Below are 21,500 nucleotides of genomic sequence, written 5' to 3' on the forward strand. Positions count from 1 at the left end.
ATTATTTCATTACCCTATAGGTTAAGTATTAGGCTATTAGCTTCTAATTAAGAAATTAATCAGATTAAAATGATTGAAAATCAATTAATTAGACTACCTTCGCCACTTAATTTAATATATTTTAATATGAGTACTGGTACAGTAAAATTTTTTAATGATTCTAAAGGTTTTGGATTCATAACAGAAGAAGGAAGCGACAAAGATCATTTTGTACACATTTCTGGTTTAGTTGATGAAGTAAGAGAAGGTGATAATGTAGAATTCGACTTAACAGAAGGAAAAAAGGGATTAAATGCAGTAAATGTAAAAGTTATATAAGTATATACCTTACAATCTTTTTAAGAACAAAGCCTATCTTTCGATAGGCTTTTCTATTTTTAATACTTTAATATATCCTGTATTTTGGCCTTTACTTTTTCAGTCGAAGGAATCATAGTTTCTTCTAAGGTTGAATTTAAAGGAATAGCAGGCATATTTTCACTACCAATCGTCATTACTGGAGCATCTAAATATTTGAAGCATTCTTCTTGAATTTTCCCAGCTAAGGCTCTCGCAAAACTATTGTTTGAAGGCTCTTCTGTAACGACCAAGCATTTTCCTGTTTTCTTGACTGATTTCATAATCGTGTCTTCATCAAGTGGAAACAATGTTCTCAAGTCGATGATTTCGATTTGATCACGCATATCCAATTCGCCCGAAGCATTATAAGCCCAATGCACTCCCATTCCGTAGGTCACTATAGTTAGTGTTTCAACACTTTCCTGCTTCCAGATTTCTTGTAACAACCACGCCTTACCAAAAGGCAATATGTAATCTTCTGCTGGTTCTATTGATGTTGCTCCTTTTGTACCTGGCACTTTTGACCAATACAATCCTTTGTGCTCTAAAATTACGACTGGATTTGAGTCGTAATAGGCTGCCTTCATCAAACCTTTTAAATCGGCACCATTACTTGGATAGGCAATTTTTATACCTCTAATATTGGTCACCACACTTTCTACAGATGAACTATGATAAGGTCCACCACTACCGTAGGCACCAATCGGTACTCTAAGAATCATACTCACTGGCCATTTTCCGTTACTTAAATAGCAACTTCTGCTGACTTCAGTAAATAACTGATTAAGCCCAGGCCAAATATAATCTGCAAACTGAACCTCAACAATAGGTTTTAATCCAACAGCACTCATCCCAACCGTTGAACCAACAATAAATGCCTCCTGGATTGGTGTATTGAACACTCTATCATCACCGAACTTCTGAGCCAAAGTCGCTGCTTCTCTAAATACACCACCAAGTCGTCCTCCAACATCTTGTCCGTAAAGTAAACACTCTTTGTGCTTTTTCATCAGTTCCTCAACGGCGAATAAGGCACAATCTACCATCACCACTTTTTCTGCACCTTCTGGTGCGCGTGTACCTTGTTCTTCTGTAATTGTGGTAGGAACGAAGTCGTTTGTAAATAAATCTTCCGGTATTGGATCATCTGCCTTTAAAGCTTTTTCGAAATCAGATTGAACCTTTTCTTTAGCTGAATTTTCTATTTCTAAAATTTCCTTTTCTGAAAATCCAGCATCTAACAATTGTTGCTTTAAGACTGGATATGGATCGCGGCTTCGTGCTTCGTCTAAATCATCACGGTACCATTCCATTCGCACACCAGAAGTGTGGTGATTTAGCAACGGGACTTTAGCATGCACTAAAAATGGTCGTCTTTCTCCCCTGATGGTTTTAATGACTTTTTCTAAAGCCTCATAACTTTCAGTAAAGTTTGCACCGTCAATTGAAATCGCTTCCAAGCCATGAAAACCTTGTGCATATTCATAAGCATTTTGTGCTCTTGTTTCGGCTTCATTGGCTGAAATATCCCAACCGTTATCCTGAACTAAATATAGAATTGGCATTTGCTTTAAAGCCGCCATTTGAAACGCTTCTGCGATTTCACCTTCGGTTACTGAAGCGTCGCCAAGTGAGCAAACCGAAATTGGATTCTCAACTGAAGTATCGTTTAAACCCTGTAATTCTTTATACTGCATTCCCATGGCAACACCTGTTGCAGGAATAGCTTGCATACCTGTTGCTGAAGATTGATGTGGAATTTTAGGTTTATCATCATCCTTTAAACTTGGATGCGAATAGTAGGTTCTTCCGCCTGAAAATGGGTCGTCTTTCTTCGCTAACAGTTGCAACATTAAATCATAAGGTTCTAAACCAAATGATAATAACATCGCATCATCTCTATAATATGGAAACGCAAAATCTTGAGGCAATAACTGTAAACCTAATGCAATTTGAATGGCTTCGTGACCACGTGATGTGGCATGTACATATTTTGAAACTTGCTTGAAGTTTTCTTCGTACAGCTCAGTCATGGCTTTCGCTGTGCAGAGTTTTGAGTATGCTTTTTTTAAGATGTCTTTATTCATGTGCTTTTCTTAATGTCATTGCGAGAACGAAGGACGTGGCAATCTCTTGGTGAGATTCTTCGATGTCGTTCTAAATGACATACTAGTTTATTATTTTTGTTGAAACCTCACAAGTTTTGAAAACCTTTGAGGTCTTTGCGGTTGAGTGAGTTTGCGCTGGGATTGAACGACCTGTTTGAGCTCTCCCGACTTTTTCGTCGGGAAGCGAGTAGTGAAAGCCCGACCCTTGTGGTAACCTGCCTGCCGGCAGGCAGGCGCCCTAATCCACCAATTGCTTATCTACTTTGGTCATCCAATCAAATTTATCTTCAACTTTTCCGGTTTTTATATCGTTTAATCGCTGATTTATTTCTATCCCAACAGGACTATCGTGAGACACGTGAATGGATTCGCCATCCAATCCAATTTCCTGAATGTAAGCAATACCTACTGCCGTACCTGTCCCAAATGCTTCTTTTAAGGTACCATTTTTAGAGGCTTCCTTAATTTCATCAATGGTGATTTTTCGTTCTGTAACTTCAAAACCGCGATCTTTCAATAAGGCAATCACACTCTTTCTGGTTATACCATCCAAAACACAACCGTCTAGTTCTGGTGTAATAAATTTGTCATCAATCTTAAAGAAGATATTCATCGTACCTACTTCTTGAATGTACTTATGTTCAACTGCATCTAACCACAACACTTGGTCGTAACCTTTGGCTTTTGCCAATTCTGTTGGACGTATTGCGGCCGCATAATTTCCCGCAGCTTTTGCCTCTCCTGTACCACCTTGAGCAGCTCTAATGAATTTCTTTTCGGCCCATAATTTTATACGTTTGCTGAAAAATGGACCTGCTGGCGATGCCATGATGATAAACTTGTAATGTGTTGCTGCACGCATACCAATAAATGGCTCATCTGCGTACATAAACGGTCTTAAATATAACGCGCTGCCATCAATAGGTGGAATCCATTGTCTGTCTAAATCTACCAATTGTTTTAAGCCATCTACAAATAACTCAGTTGGAATATTAGGCATGCCCATACGGTCGGCACTAAAATTCAAACGATTGGCATTATCCTCTGCTCTAAACAACATTGGATTGCCATCTGAATCTACTGTGGCCTTCATACCTTCAAAAATAGCTTGTCCGTAGTGCAAGGCCATTGCTGCAGGATGCGTTGGAATCATTCCCATTGGAACAATTCTAGGGTTGGTCCATTCGCCATTGTCGTAATCACAGATAAACATGTGATCAGTGAATGTAGTTCCTAAAGGTATATTGTTGAAGTCTAATTTATCGAGATTAGACTTTTCTGATTTTTGTATTGATATGTTGTAACTCATAACTCTATTTCTTTGTTATTGCGAGGACGAAGGACATGTCAATCTATTGATGAGATTCCTTCACTATCGTTCGGAATGACAGTTCATTTTTATATTTTCCTATTGACATCGAATTGCTCAAAATAGTCGGCAACTCTGCGTACGAAGCTTCCACCTAGAAAACCATCAACTACTCTGTGGTCAAAGGATAATGATAAATACATCATACTGCGTATTGCTATTTCGTCTCCTTTTTCAGTTTCTATAACTTCTGGTCTTTTTTTGATGATACCTAATGCTAAAATGGCTACTTCAGGTTGATTGATGATCGGTGTTCCCATGACACTTCCGAAGGTTCCCACATTAGAAATAGTGAACGTACTTCCCTTTATATCGTCTCCAGCGAGTTTGTTCTCTCTGGCTTTACTTGCTAACTCGTTGACATTTTCAGCCAAGGTTTTTAAATCTTTCGTATCTGCATTTTTAACTACAGGAACAATTAAGTTACCACTTGGTAATGCAGTTGCCATACCAATATTAATGTCTTCTTTTACAATGATGTTATTACCATCGACTGAAGCATTAATATTTGGAAAATCTTTTACAGCTTTTGCTACCGCTTCTACAAATAATGGTGTGAATGTTAAGCGCTCACCATACTTTTCCTGAAACGCAACTTTGTTAGCATTTCGCCAGTTGACCATATTGGTTAAATCTGCCTCAACATATGCTGTGACATGAGGTGACGTGTGTTTTGAATATACCATATGATCTGCAATCATTTGGCGCATTCTGTCCATTTCAATCACCTTTCCTTTGCCTTTATCGAAAGTCAATTGTGGAATGCGATATGCCGTTGGGTCTTGGGTTATTGGCTGTGCGAATTTGTATGGACGCCCTTCTTCTATATAATTGAAAACATCACTTTTTCGCAACCTGCCTTCGTTTCCTGTTGCTGGGATTCGAGCTAATTCTTCAAAACTAATGTGATGTTCTTTGGCTATTTTTATGATTAATGGCGAAAAGAAAGTGTTTGTATTGTTGACTGAAAATGAATTTGAAGTAGAGAATGATTGTGTTGATTTTGGTCGCTTACTATCTTTTTTCTTTTTTGGAGATTCTTCGCTATCGCTCTGAATGACATTTTGCTTCTTTGAAGATTTCACCTCTTTGGAAACTTCAAGTATGGCAATCACTTCTCCAACTGGAGCAACATCTTTAGCAGAAAACAATATTTCTTTTAAAACTCCAGAGGCGGGTGCTGGCACTTCATTATCAACTTTATCAGTTGCCACTTCCAAAATTATGTCTCCTTCATCAAAGCTATCACCTTCATCAACCAACCAATTGATGATGGTTCCTTCGGTGATGCTTTCACCCATTTTAGGCATTTTTAATTCAAACTTGCTCAAATTCAACACTTTTAAAATCAGCAATAAAAATAAGAAATTATAGCATTTTAAATTGTTAATAACTTAATTATTAAGTTATAAAAGCAATATATTCTTTATATTACGCTTTTATAAGAATTTTATTCTTTATATGTTTGTGTTTAAGCAGTTATAAAATATAATTTTCTGATGGCACATTCTTTAGATAAAATTGACACTCAAATCCTGGCTATTCTTCAAAAGAATAGTAATCGAACTACTAAAAGCATTGCCGTGGAATTAGGCATGACCACTTCACCAGTTTTTGAGCGTATTAAGAAGTTAGAAAAAGAAGGTTATATTAAAAAGTACGTTGCTGTTCTCGATAATAAAAAAATCGGGATTAAACTAACTGTATTTATTGGTATTACACTGCAAGGTCATACGAGAAGTTATCTAGAAAAATTTGTAACCGAGATCAACAATTTTCCGGAGATTGTAGAATGCCATCGTGTTAGTGGAAATTTTGATTATTTACTCAAACTTATTGTGGAAGATATTGAAGCTTACGAAACATTTATTATTTCTAAATTGACTCTACTTCCTTACTTAGGTAATGTGCAGAGTTTGATTACACTTTCAACTGGTAAAGAAACCAATGAAATTGATTTGAGTAGGATATAAATTGAAATGTCATTGCGAGGACGAAGGACGTGGCAATCTCATGATGAGATTCTTCGCTTCGCTCTGAATGACATACTATTTTTTAAAAGTTTCTCGAAGCGTTTTATAAACATCTCCTTGAACTTTCATATTTTCAGGTACTTCTCTTATCGGTTCAACTGCTCTCAATGACTCATGACAATCCTTGGGCAATTGTTGATAGAGTTCAGTTCCTTTTGTTTTCCATTCAATCATTTCGTCGCTCACTTGTTTTATCACTTTTGCTGGATTTCCAACTACTAAACTTCGCTTCGGAATTATAGTTTCTGCCTTTACAAATGCCATAGCTCCTACTATACTTTCATCTCCAATTTCTGCATCATCCATAATTACCGAATTCATTCCAATTAAACAATTTCTGCCCAAATTTGCTCCATGAATTATGGCTCCATGGCCAACATGCGCACTTTCCTTTAAGACGATTGACTTACCAGGGAACATATGTATGGTACAATTTTCTTGTACATTGACACCATCTTCTAGAATGATTTGTCCCCAATCTCCACGAATTGCAGCTCCAGGACCAATGTAACAGTTTTTGCCGATGATGACGTTTCCAGTGACGGCAGCCAATGGGTGAACAAAACTGCTTTTGTGTACAACTGGTGTGTAGCCTTTAAATGAATAAATCATATTTTTTGAATATGTCATTCAGAGCAAAGCGAAGAATCTCATCATGAGATTGCCACGTCCTTCTTCCTCGCAATGACGTTCTTATTTATAGGTTTTCAATTTCTCTTTCGTAAATTCAGAAAGCACCAATCTTCCGCTCGTTTCTGCACGCTCAGCTAATAGTTTGTCCCAATCTTCAGTACCCTTCCAGAAAATTTTCTTCATTTCTTTCATGGCTTCAGGGTTGTAGGTACATAAATGCTCTGCTGTTGTTTTTACAGCTTCATCCAGCTCATCAGTACTCTCATAAACCTGTGTGAACAGTCCTTTTTGTTTTGCCCATTCTGGTGGATAAAAAGAGTTCGCATCAATAGCAATTTGCGACATCGCGCTTAATCCCATTTTGCGTTCTATGGCTGGGCCTACGACGAATGGTCCGATGCCAATATTCAATTCGCTTAATTTTATGGCTGCGAATTTTGTAGCCATACAATAATCGGTTGAAGCCGCTAATCCTACTCCGCCTCCAACGGTTTTTCCTTGGATACGACCGATTATGAATTTTGGACATTTGCGCATCGCATTAATCACATTAGCAAATCCTGAAAAGAAGACTTTTCCCGTGGATGCATCATTTATATTTATCAACTCTTTAAAACTTGCTCCTGCACAGAATGTTCTATCTCCTCCACTTTTTAGGACGATGACTTTTATATCGTCGTTAGTTCCTGCATCTTTTATAGTTTGGGCTAATTCTGCCAAAACATCTCCAGGTAAGGAATTGTGTGCTGGGTGGAAAAATTCTATGTATGCTACTTCGTTTTCTATGGTTTGTTTTACGTATGGGTCACTCATGTTTTTCTTTTACTGTCATTCCTGCGAAGGCAGGAATCTATTTTAATTTTTATTCTACTGTGGACTCCTGCCTTCGCAGGAATGACAAAACTATATTAATCCGAATTGTCCAAAATGGTGATTAAGATGCTTACGCTCTAACAAATACCATTCATATTTATTCATTTCTCCGAATACCATATTGTTTAATATAGCTCCAGGGTTCTCTTTAAAATACTCTATATATTTTTTGCGTTGTTCTTTGAACTTTTCAATTGCCGTTTCTAAATCGGCATGCCTCAATTCATCTAAAGTGTCTTTTTCTAATAGAGGAAACTGACTGTTCTTAGGAAACTTATCGTAATTATATAAACTTGCGTGTACTTTTTCCAAAATCTTTTCTGGTGTATTCACATCAAAATCTTGAATTTCTCCCGAAGCGATTTTGTAAGTGTATTCCAGATGCTCAACCATGTGTTGTGGTGTCATGATTCCCCATTCTGGTTTCATGTCTGACTTCAACTTTGATAGCAATTCATCTATTTTCTCGTCAGTCATTTCTACAAACGTTTCCTGTTTTTTCTGAACCATAGTTAATATGGTTGCGACAGCAACTAAAGGGCTATCTTTTTCAGTTTTTTCGCTTTCTGGTCTGTTTTCAAAATTAGCATCAAAGACTTCGACATGCCATTTTACGATTCCGCTTGGATGCTCTGTTGATGCTACGTCTCTATCTACTTTTTCTTTACACGTCAGACGTACATATATCGTGTCGTTATGATATAGTGGTCTTAAAAACCGAATACTGTCCAAGCCATAATTTGCAGCGACAGGACCTTTATTCGGATATACAAACAAACCTGCTGCAGCCGAAATAATGAAATAGCCGTGGGCCGTTCTCTTTTCAAAAATACTGCCATCTAAAGATGTAATATCTGTATGGGCATAAAAATGGTCCCAAGTGAGATTTGCAAAATTTATGATATCAGTATCCGTTAAGGTACGCTTATGCGTTTTGAGCGACATTCCCGGTTCAATATCTTCCCAGTGATATTGAAAGGGATGTTGTTCTGCTTTTTTATACTTTGCGTTTTGTTGATAAATGCCAGTAATTTCAGTAATGGTTGTCGGCGAACCTTGAATAGCTGTACGTTGCAAATAATGCTTAATACCTCGCATTCCTCCCATTTCTTCTCCACCACCAGCTCGTCCTGGACCACCATGCACCAAATATGGTAATGGTGAACCGTGACCTGTACTTTGCTTCGCCATTTCACGATTAATCACTAAAATTCGTCCATGATGCGATGCTGCATTTATGGTGTATTCCTTAGCAATTTTATCGTCATTTGTAGCAATTGAAGATACTAACGAGCCTTTACCCATTTGCGCCAATTGAATGGCTTCATCCAAATTCTTATAAGGCATTATAGTACTTACAGGTCCGAATGCTTCGCGCTCGTGAATAATTGTATTTTGAAATGGATGATCTGCTCGTAATAATATCGGACTAATAAACGCACCTTTTTTGGCATCCGCTCCAATGGTTTCAATTTTATCTAAATCTCCATAAACGATTTGAGCTTCTTTTGCTAAATCATTTACTGAGTCCCTTACGGCTTCAACTTGCTGACGGCTGACCAAAGAACCCATTCTAACTTCTTTCAACCTTGGGTCTCCGATTGTGACTTTATCCAGTGCTTTTCCTAAGTGAATTTGAACGTCTTCAACTAAATTTTCTGGAACGATAACTCTTCGGATTGCGGTACACTTTTGTCCACATTTTACGCTCATTTCCTTTCGAACCTCTTTAATGAACAGGTCGAATTCCGGTGTACCAGGTTTAGCATCTTCTCCTAAAATTGATGCATTTAGCGAATCTGCTTCCATAGTGAATGGCACGGATTCCTCAATTAACCTTGAATGTGCTTTTAGCAATCGACCTGTTGAGGCAGAACCTGTAAAGGTTACAACATCTTGGGATCCGACCGTATCTAATATGTTTTTAACGGTCCCGTTAATTATTTGAAGTGCACCTTCTGGCAATATTTTTGAATCGATAATTGTTCTTGCTACAGCTTCGGCTAGATAAGACGATGAAGGCGCAGGCAAAACAACCGCAGGCACTCCTGCCATCCAGTTTACTGCACATTTTTCTAACATGCCCCAAACCGGGAAATTGAAAGCGTTGATGTGTACTGCGACTCCTCGTTTAGGCACCATAATATGATGCGCCATAAAGCGTCCACCACGCGATAAATCGATTGGATCGCCTTCCACGTGAAAGGGTTGGTTTGGAAACAATTTTCGTAAGGATGCATTGGCAAATAGGTTGCCAAAACCACCTTCAATATCTATCCAACTATCTACTTTGGTTGCTCCAGTTCTGTAACTTAAGTCGTAAAATGAATCCTTTCTTTTGGTAAGATATAATGCTAACTTTTTTAGCATATTTCCACGCTCTTGAAAGGTCATTTTACGAAGCTTTTCTCCTCCTTTTGTTCTTCCGTAGTTCAGGATTTCAGGAATGTCGAGACCTTCAATTGCAACGCTTGTAAAGGCTTCGCCAGTGACTGCATCCAAAATTGGTGTTCCTTCTTCTTTTCCTGTTGTCCATGAACCTAATATATAATGCGGTATTTTATTCATTTCGTATTTGTTTTTATTTATGTTCATTTTGTCTTGAAACAAAACGAACCAAAAATTCAAGTTGAAATGAGGAATTTTTCAATCTCTAATCGAGCTTGAAAACCAAAAATAAAATCTAAATTTCTTCCAAGGCTTCAGAAATTCTTAACGATTTGATTTTTATATTCTGCATTTCAACGACCACCTCTTGCTATCTATATTCTATATTCTATGAGCGTAGCGGTCTATTTTCTATTCTACTCGTTCAATAATAGCAGCATATCCTTGACCTACACCAACACACATAGTTACTAATGCATAGCGCTTGTTTTGCTCTTGCAACTCTAAAGCTGCGGAATATGCTAGTCTTGCTCCAGTGACTCCAAGTGGATGACCAATCGCAATAGATCCACCATTTGGATTTAACCTTGGGTCATCATCTGCAAGTCCCCATTCTCGTGTACATGCCAATGCCTGTGCAGCAAAAGCTTCGTTAAGCTCGATGATATCGATATCATCCAAAGTCAAGCCTGCTTTTTTGAGTGCTTTATTTGAAGCTTCTACCGGACCGATGCCCATAATTCTAGGCTCTACTCCAACCACTGCCGAGCTTACGATTCTTGCTAATGGTTTTAGATTGTATTTTTTTACTGCGTCTTCTGAAGCAACAATTGTAGCTGCTGCACCATCGTTTAAACCTGATGAATTTCCAGCCGTTACGCTTCCGCCTTCTTTTTTAAAGGCTGCTCTTAATTTACCTAAAACTTCTAATGAGGTATTAGGTTTAATAAATTCATCTTCAGAAAATTTAATTGGGTCCTTTTTGCGTTGTGGAATTTCAACCGTTACAATTTCCTTAGCCAGCCTTCCGTTTTCTTGCGCTTTAGTCGCTTTCATTTGGCTCCAATAAGCGAACTTATCCTGATCTTCTCTTGAGATATTATATTTTTCTACTAAATTTTCGGCAGTCACTCCCATACCATCGGTTCCGTAAATTTTGTGCATTTTTGGATTAACGAATCTCCATCCGAAACTGGAATCGTACATTTTGGAATCGTTACCAAAAGCACTTGATGGTTTTGCAATAACGTATGGTCCACGCGTCATATTTTCAACTCCACCAGAAATAAAAAGGTCACCATCACCTGTCTTAATTGCCCTATTCGCATGTATGATTGCAGACAAGCCCGAACTGCAAAGTCTGTTTACCGTTTCGCCAGGAACTGTAAATGGTAGTCCAGCTAATAATGCAGACATTCTCGCCACATTACGGTTATCTTCTCCTGCTTGGTTGGCACAACCCATTATGACGTCATCATACGCTTCTTTTGGGATGTTTGGGTTTCTTTTTACAATTTCTTCAATAACAATGGCTCCCAAATCGTCTGTGCGAACTGCAGATAATGTGCCTTTGTAATTTCCTATTGGTGTTCTAATTCCGTCTATTATATATGCTTCCATTTTTGATTTACGCTTTTTAATTTACGAATTACGATTCCAAATCTGAATTCGTAAACCTTAAATTCATTTTATTCTTCCCAATCTTTTTGAGTTCTATATACAACGCCTTTAAAAAGCGCTACTAATTCTTCGCCTCTTTTTACCTCGATGATATTAAACCCTAATTTGTTATTTACTTTTTCAATCACAGATTCAGCAACCAGAAAATCGCCTTCATTTAATGCTTCAATATGGTTAATACTCGTTTCTATAGAAACTGCATATTTACCATGCGTATTTGCCGCAAAACCAAATGCTGTATCTGCTAATGAATAACTGATTCCACCATGTGCTTTGTTCATGCTGTTGAGCATTTCTTTTCTAATGGTCATTCCGACTTTACATCGTCCGATTTCACATTCTAGGATTTCAATTCCGAGCCAAGTGCTGTAAGCATCTTGACTTAACATTTTATGTGGGATTTGTTCTCCTTTCATATTTATTTTGTCATTGCGAGGACGAAGGACGTGGCAATCTCATCGAGAGATTCTTCGCTTCGCTCTGAATGACATTTTAGTTAAAAAATGTTTTATTGTCTTTATTCATTTTTCGCAACAGTGGACTGCAACGATATCTATCTTCGTGATATTCGTTATACAATTCATCCATTTTGCTCACGCACCAATCGATGCCTTTTTCGTCTGCCCAAGCTAATAATCCATTTGGGTAATTAACGCCTTTGGTCATGGCATTGTCAATGTCTTCTGCGGATGCGATGTTTAAAAACAAGGCGTCTGCCGCTTCGTTGATTAGCATGACTAATACGCGATTGAAAATTTGTTCTTTTAGAGACTCTTCGACTGCGCTCAGAGTGACAGCATTACTTTCAATCTTCTTTCCATTTTCGTCATAATCGTAATACCCTTTTCCAGATTTACGACCTAAATACCCTGCTTCTGCAAATCGTTTTTGCGTAAATGCTGGCTTGTATCTTGGATCGAAATAAAAGGCTGTGAATACGGTTTCAGTTACTGTGTAATTGACATCATTACCTATAAAATCCATCAACTCGAAAGGTCCCATTCTGAAACCACCTAGTGTTTTTAAGCTGTGATCAATGGTTGCAAAATCGGCTATACCTTCTTCATAGATTCTTAATGATTCACCGTAAAATGGTCTTGCAACACGATTCACTATAAATCCAGGTGTATCTTTTGCAACGGCAACTGTTTTTTTCCAATTCTTAATTGTTTGAATAGATTTTTCTAATACTTCTTTTGATGTTTGAATCGCAGGAATTACCTCAACCAATTTCATTAATGGTGCTGGATTGAAAAAATGAATTCCGATGCAACGTTCTGGTTTTTGCAATGAGGCTGCGATAGATGCAATTGATAAACTCGATGTGTTTGATGCAATGATACAATCATCTGCCACGTAGCTTTCTAATTCTGAAAACACCTTTTGTTTGATGTCAAGATTTTCAATAATCGCTTCAATGGTTAGGTTTGAATCTGATAAATCTTTTAAGTTATCGACATAAGAAATATTCGATTGAATTCTAGATTTTTCATTACTATCAATACGTCCTTTTTCAATGAGTCTCTTCAATATTTTTTCGAGACTTGCTTTAGCCTTATCTAATGCTGCTTGACTAGTGTCATATAATTTTACAGAACAACCTGCAGTAGCCGCTACTTGAGCGATGCCGCTTCCCATTGTTCCGCTTCCTATGATTCCTACGTTCATGTTTTATTTTTCATTTTGAAAACACCCCTAAAGTCCCGTCAAGGGGACAATCCTTCAATTAATCAGAAGGGAAGGTTTGTCACATCTACATTTCCGCCAGATAAAATGATTCCGACGTTTTTATTTTTAAATTCTTCTTTATTTTTTAATACTGCTGCAAAAGGTACAGCACTTGATGGTTCTACTAACACCTTCATACGCTCCCAAATGAGTTGCATCGTATTTATAATTTCATCTTCTTCAACACGAATAATCTTATCGACATGCTTTTTTATAATTGGAAAATTTCTATTTCCCAAATGTGTTCTCAACCCATCCGCTATGGTGTTTGCTCCCTTATTAGTTTCAATTTTACCCGAAGCTAAAGAACGATAAGCATCATCAGCTTCTATCGGTTCACCACCAATGACTTTACAATTTTTTGAAAAATAATATGCTGCTAAAGCTGTACCTGCTATAAGTCCGCCACCACCAATTGGCACTAAAATGACATCCAAATTTGGTTGTTCTTCTAACAGCTCCATAGCAGCTGTACTGTTGCCGTAAATCACCTCATCTTGATTTGATGGATGCAGAAATGACGCACCTTCTTCTTCTCTAATTTTATTGGCTGTAGCTTCTCTCGCTTGCAGTGTTGATTCACATTCTATAATTTCACCTTCATAAGTTCTTACACCATCTTTTTTTACTTGAGGTGCGCTTTCTGGCATAACGATATAGGCTTTTACACCTAATTTTTGTGCTGCTAATGAAACTGCTTGTGCAAAATTACCAGACGAATGTGTGACTACTCCTTTTTGTCTTTCATCTTCTGATAACGACAGTATAGCATTGGTTGCACCTCGCATTTTAAACGCACCCATTTTTTGAAAGTTCTCACACTTAAAAAACAAATTACAACCAGCTTTTTCATTTAACAATTGTGATGTTAGCACAGGTGTTTGGTGAATAAATGGTTTTATTCGGTTTTGTGTTTGTATGAGGGTTTGTTTATTCATATGTAATGAGATCCTGAAACGAGTTCAGGATGACAATAAACTGTCAATTCCCTTTAAAATTAGGTTTACGTTTTTCTATAAATGCTGCAACTCCCTCTGCGTAGTCATTACTGCTTGCTGCTTCTATTTGTAATTTTGATTCTAATGCCAACTGATCCTCCAAAGTATTTGTCATTGACATATTAAATAACTCTTTAATAAGACCTAATGCTTTTGTTGGCATATTGGCCAGTTTAATTGCTAGTTTAGATAATGTTTCTTCAAACTCTTCTAAAGGAACTGATTTATATATCATTCCCATTTTTTCTGCGTCTTCAGCTGAAATTTTATCTCCTAACATTGCCAATGCTTGTGCTTTTTGAAAACCAATTAAGCGCGGCAAAAAGAATGTACCAGCACTATCTGGCACTAATCCGATTAAGCTGAAAGCTTGAATAAAACTTACTTTTTCGTGCGCAACGACAATATCACAAGCTAATGCAATATTAGCTCCTGCACCTGCTGCTACTCCATTAATAGCTCCGATGATTGGTTTTTTAATGTTTCTGATTCTTGTGATGATTGGATTATAATGTTCTTCAAGAATTTTTTTGAATCCTGGGTTTAATTCTGGGGAAGTCACCTCTTTTAAATCTTGACCTGCGCAGAATGCTTTTCCATTTCCTGTTAAGACAATTGCTCTTACTTCAGAATTAGCTTCGCAATCATCTAGGATATCTTGAAGAGTTAATGCCATTTCACGGTTGAAGCTGTTGAACACTTCAGGTCTATTAAGTGTTATTGTGGCTACTTTGTTTTCTATTTTTAGTAGTATACTTTCTTTCATCTTAATATTTAATTGTCATTGCGAGGACGAAGGACGCGGCAATCTCACCAAGAAATTCCTTCACTTCGCTCGGAATGACGTTATTATTTTAAACACTTAAAATAATCAAACGGTTCTTGACAATCTTCACACTGAAATTGTGCTTTGCACGCTGTTGAACCAAACTGACTTACCAATCTCGTGTTTTGCGAACCACAATTAGTACATTTTACAATTCGTTTTCCATTTAATAAAACATCTTTATCTGCTTCTGCATCTAAAGGTGCTGCTATTCCGTATTCTTCTAATGCTTTTCGTCCTCTAGGTGTAATCCAATCGGTCGTCCAAGCTGGATGCAAGATTAATTCGATTTCTGAATTATACCCTGCTTCTTTTAAAGCCGCTTTTATATCATCACCAATAACATCCATGGCAGGGCAGCCACTGTAGGTTGGTGTAATTTGGACCTTTACCGTGTTATCTTTTATCACAGCAGAACGCACGACTCCCATATCCATTATGGATAGTACCGGAATTTCTGGATCAGAAACGCCTTCCAAAATTGGAATTAGTTTTTTGTCTATGTCTTGTTCTGTTGTTGTCATATGTATTGAGACTCTTCGACTGCGCTCAGAGTAACACTTAATTTCAATTGATGAGATCCTGAAACAAGTTCAGGATGACAAATCAAAAATTTATCACCATTCCATGTTTGGGTAAGTGCGTTGCATGTATTGTAATTCAGCTAACATATACCCTAAATGCTCTGTATGAATACCTTCTTTACCTCCTTTTTGAAAGTATTTAGACTCAGGCACTTGAAGTGTTGCTTCTTCTAAAAGTGCACTGACTTGTCTATAATAGCTATCTTTTAATTTAGTGACATCTACGCCAATACCTTCTGCAACCATAGCTTTATCAACTTCAGTTTGATGGAATAATTCATCAGTATAGGTCCACAATGCATCAATCGCTTCTTGCATTTTGGTATTGCTTTCTTCTGTACCATCACCTAAACGCTTTACCCAATCTGATGAGAAACGCTCGTGATAGCTCACTTCTTTGATGCTTTTGTTAGCAATAGCAGATAGTGTTAAATCCGCACTCTTTTGTAATTCTACTAAAAAGGCTAAATGATATACGTCGAATAAAAACTGACGTGCCATAGTGTATGCAAAATCAGTATTTGGTTGTTCTACAAGTAAAACATTGATGTATTCTCTCTCTTTACGTAGCATGGCAATATCATCTTCCGTTCTACCATCACCAGCAATCTTACTGGCATATTGGAAATAGCTGCGTACTTGCCCAAATAAATCCAAAGATATATTAGTACAGGCAATATCGGTTTCCAATGTTGGTCCATGACCACACAACTCTCCCATTCTTTGTCCGAGAATTAGGCTATTATCTGCTATTCCAAGGATATAATTGTATAAGTTTTCGTTTTTCATCTTAATATATTTCTTGATGAGATCCTGAAACCACTTCAGGATGACAAATCAAAGATTTATCACATATGCTTTACTTCGTCTGGTAAATCATAAAATGTTGGGTGACGATAGACCTTGTCTTGTGCAGGTTCAAATAATTCTCCATTGTTTTCTGGATTTGAGGCTGTGATATTTTTAGACTCTACAACCCAAATGCTAACACCTTCATTCCTTCTAGTATAAACATCTCGCGCATTTTCTAGTGCCATTTCTGCATCTGTAGCGTGTAGGCTTCCACAATGCCTGTGTTCTAATCCGTTTTTACTTCTAACGAAGATTTCCCAAAGTGGCCAGTTTTTTGTTGACATAATATTATTATTTAAACTGCTTGTTTTTCTTTTCTGTTTTGTTTCTTTTCTGCATAAGCCATTGCTGCATCTCTAACCCATTCTCCGCGTTCCCATGCTCCGACTCTTGCCTTCATTCTTTCTCTATTCATAGGACCGTGACCTTTAACTACCTGCCAAAATTCATCCCAATCGATTTCTCCAAAATCATAACTTCCTCGTTCTTCATTCCATTTTAGATCTGGGTCTGGTATTGTAAGTCCTAAAATGTCTGCTTGTGGAACTGTTTGGTCTATAAATTGCTGACGTAAATCGTCATTAGACTTACGTTTTAATTTCCATTTCATAGATTGTTCCGTATGAATAGATTCCGCATCTGTTGGCCCTAGCATCATTAAGCTTGGCCACCACCATCGGTTTAAGGCATCTTGAGCCATTTCTTTTTGCTCTGGTGTACCATTACATAGTTTTAACATGATTTCAAAACCTTGACGTTGGTGGAAACTTTCTTCCTTACACACACGAATCATCGCACGAGCATAAGGTCCATAAGACGTATTACACAATGGTACTTGATTGATAATTGCAGCTCCATCTACTAACCAGCCTATAGCTCCCATATCTGCCCATGTAATAGTTGGATAATTGAATATTGAAGAATATTTTGCTTTACCTGTGTGCAATTGCTCATACATTTCGTCTCTAGAAATGCCAAGAGTTTCAGTTGCTGAGTACAAGTATAATCCATGACCGGCTTCATCCTGTACTTTAGCTAATAACGCTACTTTTCTTCTTAAGGAAGGTGCTCTTGTAATCCAATTGCCTTCTGGCAGCATACCTACAATTTCAGAATGCGCATGCTGAGACATTTGACGAATATGGGTTTGGCGATACTTCTCTGGCATCCAATCTTTAGGTTCAATTTTTTCGTCACGTGCTATACGTGCTTCAAATTGTACTTCGAGATTTTTTATTTGTTCATCACTCATTTCTTTTAGCTTTTTGGCTATTAGCTCTTCGCTTTTAGCTAGTGAAACTTATTTTTCCTTTTTTCAATATATTTTAAACGTCAAAATCGACCACTACTTTATCTGATGTTGGTACGGCTTGGCAACTTAAAACTAAGTTTTGCGACACTTCTTTATCGTCTAAAGCATAGTTTATTTTCATTTCTACTGAGCCATCTTTGACTTCACATTTACATGTACTACATACGCCTCCTTTGCATGCAAATGGTAAATCTGCTCCAGCTCCAAGTGCTGCATCCAAAATATTGTCGTATTCTTTGGTCATTGTAAAAGAAAACTCCTTACCGCCATCTACTATGGTAACTTCAGTTCCTTCTACATTTTGCTGCGCTAAACGCTCAGCTCGTTTTATGTCTTCATCTGACAGTCCTTTTACGAACAACTCAAAATGCACAAATTCTTTCGGCAAACCTGCCTCTATTAAATAGTTGCTCACATATTCTACCATTTGCTCTGGTCCGCACAAAAAGACTTCACTTGTATCTGGAATATCTATGAATGTCTTTGTTAAAACCTGCATTTTTTCATCATCAAAACGACCATTGAACAACTCTATATCCCGACGCTCTTTAGTTAGGAAGTAATATATTTCAAGTCTACCGAAGTAGGTATTTCTCAGTTGCTCTAGTTCTTCTTTAAAGATAATGGATTTAGCTGTCTTATTCACATAAAAAAGCTTGCATGTAGAATTAGGTTCTGCTTTTAAATGTGCCTTTATCATTGACAAAACAGGTGTTATACCACTTCCAGCAGCAAAAAACAGATAGTTTTTAGCTTTATCTGGATTGCAATCCACACCAAAAGTTCCGCTTGGTGCCATCACTTCTAGTGTATCTCCTGCTTTTAATTCTGAATTAACAAAGGTTGAAAATTTCCCTCCTGGAATTTTCTTTACGGCAACTTGCCATTTACTTTCCGTTGGGCATGAGCATAATGAATATGAACGCCTAACATCTTCGTTATTAATATATGCTCTGAGGGTTAAATGCTGACCTTGTCTAAACTTAAATTCTTCCTTCAATTCCGAAGGAACATCAAAAGTCACCACTGAAGTATCCTCAGTTTCTTTATATATATCTGCAACTCTTAAATTGTGAAATTCTGCCATTTCATGTTAAAGATTAACAAACTAACAATTGTTAGTTTACATGACAAAGTTAAGAAATTTAATCTAAATTATTTGTTAATTCCATCTATCAAAATTTGATTGAGTGTACTAGACAATTCCTCAAGGTTTAAATCTTCCTTTTTTGGAATCCAAATGTAAAGTGATCTAAGTGTTGTTAATATAGAAAACATCATAACTTCTGGGTTAACATCTACAATCTCTCCAGATGCAATTCCTTCTTTAAGAATGCCCCTAAAATCGTCCTCATAATCTATACGTAATTTCTTATAATAATCGCGCTTTGTTTTAAGATGCATCCAATCATTATTTAATGACGCCATCCCATAAATGTTCTGACTAGATATCCTTACATGCAATTGTATAATTTGCTTCAACTTCCCAATGCAATTCTCCCTAGAAGATTGAATAATATGCATACCTTCAGTAAACTCTTCTGCTAAAGAGATTATGATAGTATCTAATAAGTCTTGCTTAGAATTAATATGGTTATAAAGACTCGCTGCTTTAATTCCCATTTCTGAAGCAAGGTCTCTCATAGTTACTGCACTATATCCCTTTTCTTTAAAAAGTTTTGCAGCTACTCTTATAATTTCTTCTTTACGTGTTTCTTGTTTCAAAAAACTATAGTCTTTTATTATTCGTAAATTTAAACAAAAAGAACCTATGGGATTTTTAGATTTTATTTTTGGCGCCAAGAAGCGTCGAGTTGAAGAATTTTTAGAAAACGGAGCTGTTATTTTAGATGTCAGAAGTCAACGTGAATGGGATGCTGCGCATATCGAAAACTCTATTCATATTCCAATTGACGAATTAAATGACAGAGTTGAAGAAGTAAAAAAACTTAACAAACCCATTATTGCATGTTGCGCTAGTGGTGTACGTTCTGCCAAGGCTGCCAAGTTTTTAAATCTACACAATATCGAAGCAACCAATGGTGGTGGTTGGGTGAATTTAAAGAATAAACTATAATTTTATGTCTTGAAATGCCTCTGGTGACCTAATCGGGTTTTCATTATACTCTAATGTCCAGCCTAAAGAATTTGTGAGAATGTAGAATTTAGCAAGCTCACTTATTAACCTATTCTTTGCGTTTGATTTTAGATCAGAAGCTTCAATTTTTTTCATCAAAGAGGTATTGACGGTTTCTTTTATTTCGTTGTAATCGTTTGCTTCAAACTGATTTAAAAAATCTGCTTGTATGTCGTAATATTCAAAATCTGGACTTATTTTTATTTCTTCCTTTGGAATACTTAAAATCCGTAATGTTTTGGTGGCTTCATCAATTTGGTATTCAATTCTACTCAAATCGTAGGCAATGGTAACATCTGCATTAACAACTACAAGCGCTTTCTTTTCCGCTTCAATAAAATTACCAAAAAGCGCTTTGGAATTTTTATAGCTGAACACCTCACTAAAATGCCCTTCGGTAACTACAAGCTTACCTACGTTTTTAATTTGCTCTTGTATTAAAGCCGTGTTTTCTTGAAGAATAATTTTATCCTCTTTTCTATCACCACAATATTTGAACGTGAACAAAACAACTAATGTTATAATGACTCCAAATAATATTTTTCGCATATGCTAATTTAAATATTTAAAGTTGTAAATGCACCTAACGCACTATTTGAATTGTTTATTTTTCTATTATTCTGTCAACAGACAACAACCATATGAATTAACAATTGATCACATAGAGTTAATCGACAGGTTTAACTCTAAGTATTTTGTATTAAATTACAGTTTCATTTGCTTACAAAGAAATTTAAGATGATTAAAAACTTCTGTATCCTAGCATTTACTTTATTTTCTGTATGTATTTATGGGCAAAAAACAACATTCCAAAAAAACGCAAATAAAAGAGCTAAAGGGTTGGAGCAAATACTTAATAAAAAAGGTGATAGCTTAACCTTAAGGAGTGAAAAAACCATCAGCCAAGTAGATATTTTCAATGATGATTATATGAAAAGCATTGATGTAAACGGCAATGAAACCAAAATTGACCTTAGCACTCTACCTTTGGGGAAATTTATTGTTCAGGCGAGGTTAGACAGAAAACGCATTGTAATGTATCTTGAAAGACATGAATTTTTTAAAGAAAAGACTGAGCTCAATGTGAGCGACGAGCCTACAATTGCCTCAACCATTCTTGAGGAAAAAAAATTAGAGAGCCCAAAAACGACAACAACAAAACCTGAAAAGAAACCTGTTGTAAGTTACTGGGTTGTATATGAAAGCAATAGCGGCTCTGGGTCCTATAAGTCTATGAGTTTAGAGCGCAAGGAAGTTGTATCTGAAATGATCTCAAAAAACAAACTAGAATTAAATACTGAAATTGGTAAGAACAATAAGTTAATTGTTTACGAAGTTTATAATACTTCAAAATTTATGCGCAAACAATTGAGAAACCCTAAATATTTCAACACATCTAAATCAAAATTCTTTAATGTTGACCCGTATTACGTTTCACCAAATCACGATGTTATTGTTCAATAGACCAATAGAAAACACTGCTTTTAAATCCCGTTTTTCTGCATTACAACGAGCAGTATAGCTACTCAGCTAAAAAAAATGCAATGTATCTTAAGTTTTAATTTACATTATGTACAATACTGTATTTTAGTTAATTACAATATTGCTTTTCCTCAAATTTATTTAGCGATATTCAATTA

Annotated in this window: 22 protein-coding genes; 4 read left to right on the top strand and 18 right to left on the bottom strand. The window is 36.6% G+C overall.

Annotated elements, in window-relative coordinates:
- The first annotated feature begins 126 nt into the window (after nt 1–126).
- Nucleotides 127–318 (top strand): cold-shock protein, encoded by a 192-nt coding sequence (locus SIB89_RS06595; RefSeq protein ID WP_155090075.1) that lies wholly within the window; start codon nt 127–129, stop codon nt 316–318.
- Between the two features lie 59 nt (nt 319–377).
- Here SIB89_RS06595 and SIB89_RS06600 read toward each other — a convergent pair whose 3' ends face one another.
- From SIB89_RS06600 to SIB89_RS06610, 3 genes are all read right to left on the bottom strand, one after another.
- Nucleotides 378–2,426 (bottom strand): thiamine pyrophosphate-dependent enzyme, encoded by a 2,049-nt coding sequence (locus SIB89_RS06600; RefSeq protein ID WP_273288912.1) that lies wholly within the window; start codon nt 2,424–2,426, stop codon nt 378–380.
- 259 nt (nt 2,427–2,685) lie between these two features.
- Nucleotides 2,686–3,756 carry a branched-chain amino acid aminotransferase gene (locus SIB89_RS06605; RefSeq protein ID WP_273288913.1) on the bottom strand — a complete coding sequence of 357 codons (1,071 nt, stop codon included), beginning with the start codon at nt 3,754–3,756 and terminating at the stop codon, nt 2,686–2,688.
- A gap of 89 nt (nt 3,757–3,845) precedes the next feature.
- Entirely contained in the window at nt 3,846–5,117 is a 1,272-nt protein-coding gene (locus SIB89_RS06610; protein ID WP_412561610.1) for a dihydrolipoamide acetyltransferase family protein, read from the bottom strand.
- Between the two features lie 198 nt (nt 5,118–5,315).
- Here SIB89_RS06610 and SIB89_RS06615 point away from each other — a divergent pair, with 198 nt between their 5' ends.
- Nucleotides 5,316–5,789 carry an Lrp/AsnC family transcriptional regulator gene (locus tag SIB89_RS06615; RefSeq protein ID WP_273288915.1) on the top strand — a complete coding sequence of 158 codons (474 nt, stop codon included), beginning with the start codon at nt 5,316–5,318 and terminating at the stop codon, nt 5,787–5,789.
- 75 nt (nt 5,790–5,864) lie between these two features.
- Here SIB89_RS06615 and SIB89_RS06620 read toward each other — a convergent pair whose 3' ends face one another.
- The 14 genes from SIB89_RS06620 to SIB89_RS06685 form a co-directional block, all read right to left on the bottom strand.
- The gene (locus SIB89_RS06620) at nt 5,865–6,461 is read right to left on the bottom strand and encodes a transferase hexapeptide repeat family protein (RefSeq protein ID WP_412561611.1); all 597 of its coding nucleotides are present in this window, start codon (nt 6,459–6,461) and stop codon (nt 5,865–5,867) included.
- Between the two features lie 81 nt (nt 6,462–6,542).
- Nucleotides 6,543–7,295, bottom strand: coding sequence for an enoyl-CoA hydratase/isomerase family protein (locus SIB89_RS06625; protein WP_412561612.1), 753 nt, complete (start codon nt 7,293–7,295; stop codon nt 6,543–6,545).
- Between the two features lie 90 nt (nt 7,296–7,385).
- Nucleotides 7,386–9,923, bottom strand: a complete 2,538-nt coding sequence (paaZ, locus tag SIB89_RS06630) for a phenylacetic acid degradation bifunctional protein PaaZ (protein ID WP_412561613.1) — start codon at nt 9,921–9,923, stop codon at nt 7,386–7,388.
- A gap of 231 nt (nt 9,924–10,154) precedes the next feature.
- Nucleotides 10,155–11,363 (bottom strand): 3-oxoadipyl-CoA thiolase, encoded by a 1,209-nt coding sequence (gene pcaF / locus SIB89_RS06635; protein WP_412561614.1) that lies wholly within the window; start codon nt 11,361–11,363, stop codon nt 10,155–10,157.
- A gap of 68 nt (nt 11,364–11,431) precedes the next feature.
- Nucleotides 11,432–11,839 (bottom strand): PaaI family thioesterase, encoded by a 408-nt coding sequence (locus SIB89_RS06640; RefSeq protein ID WP_412561615.1) that lies wholly within the window; start codon nt 11,837–11,839, stop codon nt 11,432–11,434.
- Between the two features lie 76 nt (nt 11,840–11,915).
- Nucleotides 11,916–13,091 (bottom strand): 3-hydroxyacyl-CoA dehydrogenase NAD-binding domain-containing protein, encoded by a 1,176-nt coding sequence (locus SIB89_RS06645; protein ID WP_412561616.1) that lies wholly within the window; start codon nt 13,089–13,091, stop codon nt 11,916–11,918.
- 62 nt (nt 13,092–13,153) lie between these two features.
- The gene (locus SIB89_RS06650; RefSeq protein ID WP_412561617.1) at nt 13,154–14,089 is read right to left on the bottom strand and encodes a threonine/serine dehydratase; all 936 of its coding nucleotides are present in this window, start codon (nt 14,087–14,089) and stop codon (nt 13,154–13,156) included.
- 43 nt (nt 14,090–14,132) lie between these two features.
- The gene (locus SIB89_RS06655) at nt 14,133–14,915 is read right to left on the bottom strand and encodes an enoyl-CoA hydratase-related protein (protein ID WP_412561618.1); all 783 of its coding nucleotides are present in this window, start codon (nt 14,913–14,915) and stop codon (nt 14,133–14,135) included.
- 83 nt (nt 14,916–14,998) lie between these two features.
- Nucleotides 14,999–15,499, bottom strand: a complete 501-nt coding sequence (gene paaD, locus SIB89_RS06660) for a 1,2-phenylacetyl-CoA epoxidase subunit PaaD (protein ID WP_273288923.1) — start codon at nt 15,497–15,499, stop codon at nt 14,999–15,001.
- A gap of 93 nt (nt 15,500–15,592) precedes the next feature.
- Nucleotides 15,593–16,348, bottom strand: a complete 756-nt coding sequence (paaC, locus tag SIB89_RS06665) for a 1,2-phenylacetyl-CoA epoxidase subunit PaaC (RefSeq protein WP_412561619.1) — start codon at nt 16,346–16,348, stop codon at nt 15,593–15,595.
- Nucleotides 16,349–16,407: 59 nt separating this feature from the next.
- Nucleotides 16,408–16,695 (bottom strand): 1,2-phenylacetyl-CoA epoxidase subunit PaaB, encoded by a 288-nt coding sequence (gene paaB, locus SIB89_RS06670; protein ID WP_155090090.1) that lies wholly within the window; start codon nt 16,693–16,695, stop codon nt 16,408–16,410.
- An 11-nt stretch (nt 16,696–16,706) separates the two neighbouring features.
- A complete protein-coding gene (paaA, locus tag SIB89_RS06675; RefSeq protein ID WP_412561620.1) occupies nt 16,707–17,663 on the bottom strand; it encodes a 1,2-phenylacetyl-CoA epoxidase subunit PaaA in 957 nt (318 codons plus the stop codon).
- 73 nt (nt 17,664–17,736) lie between these two features.
- Nucleotides 17,737–18,810 carry a 2Fe-2S iron-sulfur cluster-binding protein gene (locus SIB89_RS06680; RefSeq protein ID WP_412561621.1) on the bottom strand — a complete coding sequence of 358 codons (1,074 nt, stop codon included), beginning with the start codon at nt 18,808–18,810 and terminating at the stop codon, nt 17,737–17,739.
- 68 nt (nt 18,811–18,878) lie between these two features.
- Complete coding sequence (locus SIB89_RS06685; RefSeq protein WP_412561622.1) at nt 18,879–19,448, bottom strand: TetR/AcrR family transcriptional regulator; 570 nt, start codon at nt 19,446–19,448, stop codon at nt 18,879–18,881.
- Between the two features lie 46 nt (nt 19,449–19,494).
- On the opposite strand from SIB89_RS06685, the gene SIB89_RS06690 reads away from it, so the two are divergent.
- Nucleotides 19,495–19,800, top strand: coding sequence for a rhodanese-like domain-containing protein (locus SIB89_RS06690; RefSeq protein ID WP_412561623.1), 306 nt, complete (start codon nt 19,495–19,497; stop codon nt 19,798–19,800).
- Here the strand turns inward: SIB89_RS06690 and SIB89_RS06695 are convergent.
- Complete coding sequence (locus SIB89_RS06695) at nt 19,795–20,409, bottom strand: DUF4230 domain-containing protein (RefSeq protein WP_412561624.1); 615 nt, start codon at nt 20,407–20,409, stop codon at nt 19,795–19,797. The two genes, SIB89_RS06690 and SIB89_RS06695, sit on opposite strands and share 6 nt — an antisense overlap.
- Before the next feature lie 189 nt (nt 20,410–20,598).
- On the opposite strand from SIB89_RS06695, the gene SIB89_RS06700 reads away from it, so the two are divergent.
- Nucleotides 20,599–21,324, top strand: coding sequence for a hypothetical protein (locus SIB89_RS06700; protein WP_412561625.1), 726 nt, complete (start codon nt 20,599–20,601; stop codon nt 21,322–21,324).
- Nucleotides 21,325–21,500: the final 176 nt, after the last annotated feature.

It is taken from the genome of Winogradskyella sp. MIT101101 (assembly GCF_047126865.1).
GTDB classification, from domain to species: domain Bacteria; phylum Bacteroidota; class Bacteroidia; order Flavobacteriales; family Flavobacteriaceae; genus Winogradskyella; species Winogradskyella ouciana.